This window comes from Staphylococcus sp. HMSC14C01 (assembly GCF_001808085.1).
Lineage (GTDB): Bacteria > Bacillota > Bacilli > Staphylococcales > Staphylococcaceae > Staphylococcus > Staphylococcus hominis.
Map to the genome: position 1 here is coordinate 89948 of NZ_KV792048.1, position 12291 is coordinate 102238.

General features: G+C 31.7%; 11 protein-coding genes and 1 pseudogene. 11 read left to right on the plus strand and 1 reads right to left on the minus strand.

The window, feature by feature from the left end:
- Positions 1–6: 6 nt before the first annotated feature.
- The 10 genes and pseudogenes from HMPREF3131_RS08730 (at position 7) to HMPREF3131_RS08770 (ending at position 10671) form a co-directional block, all read left to right on the plus strand.
- Positions 7–4770, plus strand: a complete 4764-nt coding sequence (locus HMPREF3131_RS08730) for a phage tail spike protein (protein WP_070436677.1) — start codon at positions 7–9, stop codon at positions 4768–4770.
- The gene (locus tag HMPREF3131_RS11370) at positions 4748–4903 is read left to right on the plus strand and encodes a hypothetical protein (RefSeq protein ID WP_037540968.1); all 156 of its coding nucleotides are present in this window, start codon (positions 4748–4750) and stop codon (positions 4901–4903) included. Before HMPREF3131_RS08730 ends, HMPREF3131_RS11370 begins: the two co-directional genes overlap by 23 nt.
- A 43-nt stretch (positions 4904–4946) precedes the next feature.
- Positions 4947–5243, plus strand: coding sequence for a hypothetical protein (locus HMPREF3131_RS08735; protein ID WP_070436678.1), 297 nt, complete (start codon positions 4947–4949; stop codon positions 5241–5243).
- Positions 5244–5254: 11 nt separating this feature from the next.
- On the plus strand, positions 5255–5674 hold the full coding sequence (locus tag HMPREF3131_RS08740; RefSeq protein WP_061815671.1) for a hypothetical protein: 420 nt from the start codon (positions 5255–5257) through the stop codon (positions 5672–5674).
- Positions 5658–6056 carry a hypothetical protein gene (locus tag HMPREF3131_RS08745; protein ID WP_064617406.1) on the plus strand — a complete coding sequence of 133 codons (399 nt, stop codon included), beginning with the start codon at positions 5658–5660 and terminating at the stop codon, positions 6054–6056. The genes HMPREF3131_RS08740 and HMPREF3131_RS08745 overlap by 17 nt, the downstream gene beginning before the upstream one ends.
- Before the next feature lie 49 nt (positions 6057–6105).
- Positions 6106–6366 (plus strand): phage holin, encoded by a 261-nt coding sequence (locus tag HMPREF3131_RS08750; RefSeq protein WP_069724899.1) that lies wholly within the window; start codon positions 6106–6108, stop codon positions 6364–6366.
- Between the two features lie 334 nt (positions 6367–6700).
- Positions 6701–8059, plus strand: a complete 1359-nt coding sequence (locus tag HMPREF3131_RS08755) for a PDDEXK family nuclease (RefSeq protein WP_070436681.1) — start codon at positions 6701–6703, stop codon at positions 8057–8059.
- 103 nt (positions 8060–8162) lie between these two features.
- Positions 8163–9467: pseudogene (locus HMPREF3131_RS08760) on the plus strand (N-acetylmuramoyl-L-alanine amidase); the annotation flags it as partial.
- 504 nt (positions 9468–9971) lie between these two features.
- On the plus strand, positions 9972–10298 hold the full coding sequence (locus tag HMPREF3131_RS08765) for a DUF3467 domain-containing protein (RefSeq protein WP_049420311.1): 327 nt from the start codon (positions 9972–9974) through the stop codon (positions 10296–10298).
- On the plus strand, positions 10276–10671 hold the full coding sequence (locus HMPREF3131_RS08770) for a hypothetical protein (RefSeq protein WP_049420310.1): 396 nt from the start codon (positions 10276–10278) through the stop codon (positions 10669–10671). The genes HMPREF3131_RS08765 and HMPREF3131_RS08770 overlap by 23 nt, the downstream gene beginning before the upstream one ends.
- A gap of 207 nt (positions 10672–10878) precedes the next feature.
- On the opposite strand, the gene HMPREF3131_RS08775 is transcribed toward HMPREF3131_RS08770, so the two are convergent.
- Positions 10879–11634, minus strand: coding sequence for a hypothetical protein (locus tag HMPREF3131_RS08775; RefSeq protein WP_017174530.1), 756 nt, complete (start codon positions 11632–11634; stop codon positions 10879–10881).
- 432 nt (positions 11635–12066) lie between these two features.
- Here HMPREF3131_RS08775 and HMPREF3131_RS08780 point away from each other — a divergent pair, with 432 nt between their 5' ends.
- Positions 12067–12201: a beta-class phenol-soluble modulin gene (locus HMPREF3131_RS08780; RefSeq protein ID WP_017174531.1), complete on the plus strand. Its 135-nt coding sequence runs from the start codon at positions 12067–12069 to the stop codon at positions 12199–12201.
- Positions 12202–12291: the final 90 nt, after the last annotated feature.

Below are 12291 nucleotides of genomic sequence, written 5' to 3' on the forward strand. Positions count from 1 at the left end.
TAGATAGTGAAGAATGTAGGAATACATGTACTTGATTTTAATGACAACATCATTGATTTCATTAGTCAAAGTGATGGTGCATTGATTAATGCTGAAATGAGTATGAATGTAGAAGAAAAAACAGAAACTTTTGATTTTACAATTGAAAATACTCGAGCAGAGAAATTAAGAGAACGCAATCGTATTATCGCTCAAGACAATAACGGTACATTCAGAGAGTTTATTATCATCCACATTACAGATAACTTTGACGGTACAACCGAAATTGAATGTAACGCAAGTTACTTAGAAGATTTGAAAACAGCTAAACCTATTCCACCAGGTAAATTAGAAGCCAACACAACAACACAAGCGCTACTTAAAACACTTGCCGATACAGGTTGGGAAGTGTCTGACGATACAGAATATGGTGGCAATCGTACAACTTCATGGACTTCTCACACTAATCCATTTGATTTAATTTATATGCTTTGCACTACTTATAACATGGTCCCTAGTTTTTATATTGAATTAGGCGCACATACTGTCGAACATCGTTATGTATCAATTACTAAACCTAAAAACTTATTCAAAGGTAAGGAAATTACTAAAGGTAAAGACTTAACAGGTATGACAAGAACGATTGATTTATCTGAAGTGAAAACTGCTTTACTTGCAGTTGGTCCTGAAAAAGAAGATGGCTCAAGAATTGAAACTGTTGTAATAGATGATGAAGCACAAGAGATTTTTGGACTACCTAATCGTTATATTTGGGATGTATATGAGCCTGAAAGTAACGATGAGAACATGACGCTTAAACGTTTAACCACACTTGCTAAAACAGAACTTAACAAACGTAATCAAGCAGCAATAAGTTATGAAGTATCTTCAATCGATATTCATAAATATTATAACGATGTAACAGTACATCTTAGAGATATCGTAAGGGTAAAAGATAGAGATTTCAGACCACCTTTATATATAGAAGCAGAAGTTATAGGTATTAAATACAACTGGTTAGCAGATGAAAGTGAATTTACCTTTGGCAATGTTATTGAATACGAAGAAACTAAACTAAGAGAATTCTTTACTAGAAAACTTGATGAAATTACTAAAAAACTTAACGACAATATTTCGAATGTAAACACAATCGTGAGTGACGTTGTAGCTGGAGAGTTAGAATATTACGAACGTAAGATATTTAAAGGTGCAGAGCCACCAGAAAACCCACAAAACGATACATTATGGTACGATACGTCAAACCCTGATGTTGCAGTACTACGTCGTTACTGGAATGGTAAATGGATAACTCAAACAGCTGATGATGTAGAAAAAATCGGTGGTTTAAGACGTGAACAAGTAATGTATCGAGATTTAAATAATAGTTTCATCAATTTAACTATTCAACATAGCAAGTTACAAAATGATGTGTACGATGTGTTAAATAATGAATATCTTGTCGATGATGATTTAAAAGCAAACTTAAACCAAGCATTATCAGATGTAGACAACGTGTATCAAAACATCAAGACAAATTTAGATAGCATGGATGAAGATACAGCAACAATAGGAAAATTAGTTGATACACAAACTTTATTTACAGTGTATCGAGAAAAGTTACAAACATTATATAAATACGTTACTGACGCTAAAATTTCTATTGATAAACGGTTGAAATTACTTCAATCACAATATACTGATGAGAAATTCAATGACGCTATGGATAAAATAGCACAAACGTTACCTAATGGTCGTTGGGATAGCGAAAATCAACAGTTATATGCTGATATACCTAATAAGGAAGAACTAAATAACTTAAAACAAACACTGCAAGATTATTACGACGGTAATATAAAAAAATTAGAAGGGCGTTTGAATAATAGTGTAGATAGTAAGGTGAAAGTAGCAAAAGAAGAGATTAGCACAAGTGTAAAAAGTGTCGAAAGTAAAATTGATGGTTTGAATATTGGCACTAGAAATTTACTGTTAAACTCAGAGGAACGTAGCGATAGTATTATTAATGATACCCACGCTTATATAACCTATTTACTAACGCAACCTTTAGAAGTAGGTGAAGATTATACTATATTGAGTGAAGTTTATACTACATCTCCTGAACAAAGTGGAAAAGTGTCAATTAGAGGGTACTTTCCAGATAACGGTCTAATAAACGTTCCGATAATTGATAATAAAATTAAGTTAACCTTTAAAGCAAAAGTGCCTAGTGAAAGAATATTACTGTATAAAGATATTGCAGGACAATCATCCGATAAGTTAGATACTACATTTAAAAACACAATTCTGGTAAAGGGAAATAAAATAGGCGACTACGCACAAGCACCAGAAGATTTGAAACAGGACTTTATAAATACAGCTGAAGAAAACACAGAAAACGCATTAAAACCAATCACAACAAGAGTAATAACAAACGAAACTAGCATTTCTGAATTAGATAAACAAATTAGTTTAATGGCTAAAAATGAAGATGTAGCACAAAAATTAAGAGATGTTGACGGACGACTTACACCTTTAGAAACAACAGTTAAAAGCAATAAAGCAACACTTGATATTTTGCCTACACAAATTGATAGTAAGGTATCAAAACAAGATTACACTTTAGATAAAGATGATATAGTTGAAAGATTAAATAATGCTGATAGTGAAAGAAAACAACTTTCAAATGAAATCACTGATAAAGTTACTTTAACTAAATTTGAAAGTGGTATAACAGAAGCTAAAAATTATACTGATAACGTAAAAAAAGAAACAGAGAACTATACAGACAATCAAATCAACAATTTAGATGTTGGAAGTGAAAACTTACTTTTAGACAGTGAAAGTCGAAGTGATTTTTCAACTTTTACTGGTTATTCCTATACAAGATATTATTTAACACACCCTTTAGAAATAGGTAAAACTTATAGTGTAAAAGCTGATATTGTTACTACCGATGAAAGACAAAGTGGGAAAACCTCTATTTTCCCATATAGTCCTTCAGGAATAAGAGATACAGTAGATATTAAAGACGGTAAAATTACCTATACATTTACAGCACAAGTTGAAAGTACACAATTCTTAATTTATAAAGATGTAGCAGGTCAATCTAACGTCGATTTAAACGTAACAATAGAAAAAGCTATCCTAGTTGAAGGCGATAAAGTTACAGGTTGGTCGCCAGCTAACGAAGATGTAAAAAAAGATATACAACAAGCTGAAACAAACGCTAAAAATTACACAGACGATTATAAACAATCTAATGATATAGCCATGACTAAACTAGAAACATCTATATCTCAAAATGGCGATAAAATAGCTTTAAAAGTTGACGAACAAAAGTTTAACGCTAGTCGTAAAACATTATCTCAAGTGATTTCAGAAATATCGGCCACAACTAAAGGGATAAATTTAAGTTACGATGAAAATGGTAATATTCAATCTTACACAATGGATAGGAACGGTATTCAACTTAGAGGCGATAAGGTAGATATTACAGTCAATAAAGACTTCAATGTTATGGCAAGTAAAGTTGATGATAAGGTCGGTAAAAACGAGATTATTAACCGTTTAAATTTAAGTCCCGAAGGTCTAGATATTAATGTTAATAATATTGGTATTCGTGGTGGGGATAGTGTTGATTATTTAGATATTAGAAATAATTCCATCCTTTCTTACGGTTCTTTCACACGTACTTGGGCTAATGTAACTGATACCGCTAATTTAAGACTAGGTATTCAAGGTGGTACTGTAAAAGTACAAAATAGAACAACTGGTTATAACTTATATTTAACCGAAAAAGGTTTATCAACAATGCTTGCTGGTGCTGGTGATGAAACAGCAGGTACATTAGAATTTCATTCTACAAAATATAATGATACTTCTCGTGGTGTACGACTACACTCCACATACGGTGCAGTAGCATTAGAAAGTGATTACAGTCGTATTATTTTAAATGCGAACTTAACTGTAAATATTGAAAGTAACTATGGTATTTATTTCAGACCATATCGCGATAATCGAACTGGTAACAACGAATTTGCTATGTATGTAAAACAAAATGATAGTGGAGCATATACAGATGGTGTTCTTAAATACGGTAATGTTTCAAGTGATACGTCACAATATGGTTCAGGAATAAGATTTAGTAAAAGTTCTATTAACAGTACAATTTATGCTACCAATAAAGATGGTGATATTGGGACAGGTCATTTCTTTGCGGATAAATTATATGGAGATTTAACTGCTAAAGGAAGTAATGCTTATATTTTAGTAGATGACGCATTACGTATAACCGATAAAAAAGGTTACAACAACGGCAATGTGAAATATAAAGATTTACAATGCTTAGATGTACAAGCGAACTCTATAAGAGTTAATACTGCTAAAGATTTCTATATCGGCGTATCTACAAACGAATTACGTGTTACAAACAACTTATTCTGGAACGGTGGCGATACTGGTTACAAACCAGTTAGAGCATCAGCCTTCAACAACGCATCACTCGAACAATATAAAACAGATATTAAGAAGTGGGACTATGACGCTCTAACTGTCATCGCTAATGACTTAGATCTTTATCAATTCAAATATAAAAATGAAGAAGGTAAAGAAAAAGGTTTAAACCATAGAGGTGTAATTATCGGTAGAGATTATAAAACGCCTGATGAATTTATTTATGGTGATGGCGTTAATATTTATGAAATGGTTACATGGGCACTTAGATCAATACAACAACTAAACGAAAAAACAAACACATTGGAGGAACAATTAAATGAACAATCAATTACAAGCTAATCCAAGTTATGTTATCGAGGAGTTAGTTACTCAAAACGCTAAACTTTCACAAGAAAATGCAATGTTAAGAGCAGTAATTAGAGAGCAAGAAGAACAACAAAATAATGAACAAACAAGTGCTGAGGGAGAGTAACCTTTAGCACTCTTTTTATACCAAATTTTAGGAGGAATTTATCATGGCAAATGAAATCGTAAAAAACACAGAAAGTTATATCTTAGTACAAGTGAATGAAAAAGGAGAAGAAGCCGTTTTAGATAATGACTTCAGAGGTCAATTCTATCCAACATCTAATATTAATATTGCGACTAAGTTTGATAATTTAGATAAAGTTAAAGCACTTGCTGAACGCTTAAATAGTCTAAATGAATTAAATTATGAATTTGGTATTATTGCTGAAAAAGTAACTGTTAAACCAGTAAAGCTAACAACTTTATTAGAGTACGTGGGAGAAACTGAAACTAACGCAGAATAGGAGTTTTGAATATGAAAGAAAATTCATTTAACTACAAAGTGTTAGCTATCTTTATCTTTGGTTTTGGCTTACTTATGTTTGAAAGAGGTTTCTTTTGGACTAAGGAACAAAATACAGTATTAAGTGATAGTGATTTCTATCTAACACTCCATCAAGTTATGCCTATTTGGTTATGGGGCGTTTTAGGAATGCTTTTTAGTTTGTTTATTATTCTTGCACCTATCTTCTTACCTAAACAACAAGTGAATAATAAATTTAACTTCTTACTTATCTTTGGTGGTAGTGGGAATGCAATTTATTATTTCTTACTCACTTCTGCAAGTATTTTTAATGCGATTAATTGGTTAAGTCCAGTACAGTTTGCAACCTTATCAATGATTAATGCATTAATCGCTTACTATGGGGGTGCAGACTTTGCAGGAAAAAGATGAACGTTTCGTATTAAGAGAAGAGTGGATAGATAACACGAGTAAAATTCATCGAAAAATAGATGAGAATGATAAACGACACACTAGTGAATTGAAAGACTTGAATAATAAGGTAGATAAACAAATCATCTATCAAAAACAAGCGTTTGAAAGTCAAGAACGCTCAGAAAAGCATTTAGAGAAATTGAACGAAACAATGAAGAAATTCGGTGAAGATTTCACTGATGTTAAGTATCAAGTTAAAGATCATAGCAAACAACTTGAAACGTTTAGTGAAGTCATTAAAGAAAAACAAGGTTACAACGTAAAAATTATAGTTGCAATTATCAGTGGTATTGCTTCGGTACTAGTCGGAGCATTAGGTTTTGCAGCTGCATTCTTTTAAGTCGGCACATTGTGTCGGCTTTTTATTTTGAATAAGGAGTGGAATAAAGATGAAAACAGATGTAGGTTCGATTGCACGCACAATCGCTTTGGCGTTAGCGTGGATAAATCAAATTTTAGCAATGAATAAAATATCACCAATTCCAGTAGACGAAATGACGATAAGCACAGTGATAACTGGTGTAGTATCGCTTTTAGCTTGGTGGAAAAATAACAACTTTACTCAACACGCACATAAAGGTCAAAAAGAAATCAATAAATCTAAAGCAGGCGTGACTGGTGGTACTGGTTCGCCTTTAGGAGATGATTAAATGGCGAGTAAAAGGACATACAAAGATGCGATTAAGTATTTAAAATCAATGGAAGGCAAAGCTTACAACCCGGACAGAGCCTATGGGTTAACTATATAGCCCATGTAAAATCTTGTGAATTGCTGGAAAACCCTTAGAGCCTCAAAAACTACAACGTAACTGGCAACGGTAAGCGTGAAAGTTCAAAAATATTGAGGATTGGGCAATCAGCAGGCAAGCCTCTATGGTAACAGTAGAGGAAGCTTCAACGACTAAGTTTCACTAATTAGTGAACAGTACAAGATTATCGTATTGAAAAGTCATCTATATGGTATAATAACTGTTAGGTGATGATATGGATAAAGTAATCAATGTGTCAGATTTACCAAAAAGAAAACATGGAAAAAAAGATATAATAGATTGGATAAATATTAAAAATAGAGACGTGCGTTTTAACTATAAAGGGATTGAAGGAATTTTAAAAGTCAGTTTCTTAAAAAAAGTAAACGGTGGAACACTGCTAGAAGTAATATATAAAGATAAAAGAATAGAAATGTATAACGGGAATTTTATAAAGGGTAAAATAGGAGTTCTTATTGGCGAAGTTAATAAAGAACACAAATATCAAGTGGGAGATGTAGTGAACAATGTAACTATTTTAGAGCAAACTAGAAAAAAAGACGCTAGACAGCATAATATATTGGCGTACAAAGTTAGTTGTAATCTTACCAAAAAAGAATTTTACCAAACTCAATTTAATATAGATTATGGTTACGGTAGTCCATACGCATCGGGTAATAAAGTTTGGGAAGGTAACTGGTTATTCAATGAAAAACACATACTTCCTTTGTTGAAAAATCAGGAAGATGCTAAAAAACATAGCATTGGTGGAGATGGCAAAATATTATGTATTTGTCCGAATTGTAATCGAGAAAAATATATGATAGCGAGAAACCTTTATTTATACGGAGTTTCGTGCCAATATTGTGGACCATATTTAAGTTATCCCGAGAAATTTATGATGGCTTATCTAGAGGTTATGGGTATTAGGTATTTACATCAGTTTAAATTAGGTAATTATAGGAGATTTATAGACTTCTATTTACCAGATAAAAACATTGCCATAGAGGTGCATGGATTTCAACACTATGGTGCACACCCTAAATCAAAATGGAAAAATGCGTATAAACTAACCATGGCTTCAGATGAATTTAAAAGAGAGTATTGTAAAAATAATGGAATTAAACTAATAGAAATCGATGCTAGAAAAAGTTATTTCAATTTCATTAGAGATTCAATAAACAATAGTGTTTTGCCCAATGTTCCTCTTAATAAAATTAAAGATATTCAGAGAAAAATAAATGAAAGACGCTTTAATAATAGTGAATTATCCATTTTATCAGACTATAAAGGAGGAAAATCTAGTAACTCTATAGCACTTAAATATAATGTAAGTGTAAAACACGTTACTAATATTGCTAAAAGACATGGGGTATACAAAAATAGGGATAGAAATATTAAAATCAGATGTATAAATACTAATATAGTTTATAATTCGATATCAGAAGCGTCTAAATGCACTGGAATGAACGCTTCATCTATTGGTATGGTTTGTCATGGTAAACGCAAATATAATAAAGGTAAGAATGGCGAAAAGATATATTGGGAAATTATTCAGAATTCAAATTTCAATACGATAAATGATATAGTCTAGTCTCATGTGAAAGCATGAGGCTCTTTTTATAGAGCAATTTAATGTTATACAAGTGTATTAAGAAATTAATACAGGGAAAGACGTTAAGTTAAATACAAACGATCAGTGCTTTGATTTAGCTAATCAATGGTGGTTGTATCTATTTAATCACACTTTAAAAGGTGTGGGTGCAGCAGACATACCTACATGGAATAATTTTACAGGCGAAGCTACGGTATACGAGAATACGCTTACTTTCCAAGCACAACCGGGCGATTTAGTTATTTTTAACCGTAATTACGGGCAAGGTTACGGTCATGTCGGAATTGTATTAAGTGCTACATTAAACTCAATACAAATTTTAGAGCAAAATTGGTTGGGCGGTGCATACTGGAACCCGCCAGAAGTTGCTACACGTCGTACACATGGCTATGACTTCCCTATGTGGTTTATCAGACCGTTCTATGCAAAAGAAACAACAGTTAACAAGGTTAAAAGCAAATCTAAACCAGTTGCTAAAGCTACTAAAAAGAAAGATAAAAAGATTTTACTTGTTGCCGGACATGGCAAAGGTGCATATTCTAATGACCCAGGTGCGGTAGCGAATGGTTACAACGAACGTGATTTTAACCGTAAAAATATTATTCCTAAAATTAAAAAGTATCTTGAGAAAGCAGGACACAACGTTGTGTTATACGGTGGTTCAACAATGAATCAAGATTTATATCAAGATACCAAGTACGGTCAACAAGTCGGTAACTATACTGATTACGGATTATATTGGGTTAAATATAACGTTAAACCAGATGTAATCGTTGAATTCCATTTAGATGCAGCAGGGGTTAGTGCAAGTGGCGGGCATGTGATTATTAACAATCAATACCCGGCTGATAATATCGATAAGGCGATTAGTAGTGCGTTAGATAAAACAGTTGGTAAAATCAGAGGCGTGACAGCACGTAATGATTTATTGAATGCAAATGTTGCAGGTAAATTAAACCTTAACTATCGTTTAGTTGAATTAGGTTTTATCACATCTAAAAAGGACATGAATTACATCAATGATCACTTAGATAGCTTTACTAAACGAATTGCAGAAGCTATTCATGGTAGACAAATTGAAGCTAAACAAAGTAAGCCTAAAGATACTAAGTGGAATTGGAAAGGACATATTCACTTTACAACTCTAATGAAAGTACGCAAAAAACCAGGACTAACTGGCACTGTATTAAATAGTAAACAATGGTTTAAAGCAGGCGATTATACAGATTTCGACCAAATCATTAAGAAAAATGGATACTGGTGGGCGCGATTTAAATTTGATAACAAAGGCGAATACTTTTATGTAGCATTATGTAGAATACATGATAAAAAACAACGTATTAAATCAGAAACTAAAGAGTTGTATGGCAATATTAGTTGGTATTAATATGATATAATATACTCACACGACATTTCACTATCAGTTCGTTCGTATAGGGATAAGCATAACGGTGCTTGTCCCTCTTTTTTTATGTTATAATCAAATAGAAATTGCGGTACACATCTGAGGGGTGTATCTGAGTATAACTGTTGCGACGGTTATCTCTTTTTGTGTTATAATATATTTACAAAGAGCCAAGCGCTCATCCTAAATTCCCGGTAACCATTCCGGTTTATACGGAGGACTTACTTGCGTTTAGCAGTGAGAAGCTGACCGTATCTTTTTAAGCTACCTAACATGTCACTGGGTAGCTTTTTATGTTACAATAAAGATACCCAGTTTGTGATAATTAAAATAATTATCAGATTTATAAGAGGCAACACTATATTCTAACCACGTTCTTATGAGCGTGGTGTTTTTTTTATGTTCGCTATTATGTTCTGTCTGTTGCTCAGGAATTAAAAAAGATATTATTATTACAGATACTTTTTTAGGCAAAGGAGAAACATTATGGGTTATAATTATAATGAAAATGATGATATGGAATTTAACAGAGAAGATGGATATGTATATGGTGAAGATTTTTCTATGTTTTATGCTAATTCTTTAGATATTCAGACAAGCATCACTGATTTTATTATTAATTTTAAACAAAGTACTCCTAATGGATTTTTAGATAATAAGAAAATTATCATGAATCCGAGTCTGGCTAAACAATTACATAAAGCGCTATCAGAAGCAATAGAACAATACGAATCTGTTCATAATGAAGTAAAAGATATAAACACTCTACAAAAAGAGATGGACACATATTATGACATCGAAGAACAAGAGTAATATAATTGCTATCAATAATGATCCAAGATACAAAAAAACTAAAATCAAAACTGATTTTAGAAAAATGTTTAGCACAGGAACAGTTGGTTATTCGGAAATAGAAGGTGATGGTATGAATACTAATTATATAACTCGCCCAGAGTTTGAAAAACATGAAAAACATATGGACTATAGATTCGATAATGTTGAAGGAAAAATCGATGATTTAAAAGGTAAAGTTAATGAAGATGTAAAGGCTGCCAAAAACGAAATTAAACTTGATATTAATAAAGAAAAACTTACAACTAAAAGGTTTTGGGTTGGGATTACTATTCCTGCTTTAATAAGTACGGGTTCTTTAATAGTATCTATTGTTTCTTTATTTATAAAATAAAGTGTCAAGCGCGTGTCAAAAATGTTCTAATTCATTCTATTTAGTTCTAAAGTTTATCTTTAAAATTACGATAGTTAAGCCATTTTCATACATATCACAATGTACAAAAATGGCCTCCCAGGACGCTAATAAACCCCGTTAACCATTGTGGTTACGGGGTTTTTGCTTATCTATTTTAAACTCACTATGATGACTTGCTTCAAGAATTTAATTATTATATTTATCCCATTTTCCAGCTGCTATGTCAGCTTCTTGTTCTTTAATGTTTTGATAGACTTCTTCAGCGTCATCACCTTCGTAGTAACCTTGCTCAATTGCATGTTTTGTTTGAAGTTCTCCAGATGAAAGACCGCCATTATATTTTTTTCTGAGTGCATCATAATACTCATCTTCAGTTTCTGCTGCATTGATTTCAGCATTAGGATCCGGAGTTGCATTTTCATCATCTACTGAAACATCTGACTCATTTGGTCGGTCATAAATTGATTTTTCTTGACCATTTTCAACTCTAAGTGAACTTTGATACGCTACACTAGCAGGACCTTCCATTACATTTCCTTGTGGAATAATTCCATTTGCAACTGCACTATTGTAAGCTTGTATCTTTTGTTCTTCACTATAATTTCCATAAATAATTGATTCTAATGTACTTCTATCTTTAATATTAGAGAAATCAATTTGATTATTATTTTGAGATGAAACATCTTCTATGGTATCTTTTGAATCTCTTTCTTCGTTTGACTTCTGTTCATTACTTGTATTTTCAGTATTTTGATTTTGGATAGTTTTGTCATTATGTTCTATAGAATTCTTATCTGATTTTGAAATATGCTTATCTTCTTTCTCTTTTTTATTGTTGGTATCATTCTGTTCTTTTTTATTATCACCAGTTAAAGAAAAATCATTATCACATGCACTTAATATTAAAAAACTACTAAATAATAAAATGAAATATTTTTTCATATGTATTCTCCGTTCGTTCACTCAATTAGTAATTATTAATAACACAGTCCTTTTATTCACATTTTACGTAGGAATTACTTTTAATATCACCACCTTATAACCATTTAATTAAATTTACTAGAATAAATATAATGAAAATATACACTTTTGGATTATATCATATAATTATGTATTAAATATTTTTAATTATTTTATTTTTATAATCTAAAAAACTTTGACGAGATAGACATATTTGAATTCCTAACTGTAAATATAAATTTTTAAATTGCACAGTTTTGATGATTTAAGTATAAGTTACGGAAAATGACACAACTATCTAAATAAACCCTTTATAGTAAAGATAACAAAACGATAGTTAAACAAAACAAAGCAAGCAATACAGTAACCTATCGTTTTAGAATTTTACCAATTAATTTCTAAGGAGTGTATGAAATGGAAGGTTTATTTAACGCAATTAAAGATACAGTAACTGCAGGTATTAATGGTGATTGGACAAAATTAGGTACAAGTATTGTTGGTATCGTAGAAAACGGTGTAGGTTTAGTTAGTAAATATTTAGGTTTCTAATTTAAAGATAATTATAAATAGTACAAAGGAGATAACAAACATGGAAAAATTATTCGACGCAATCAAAAATACAGTAGACGCAGGAATTAA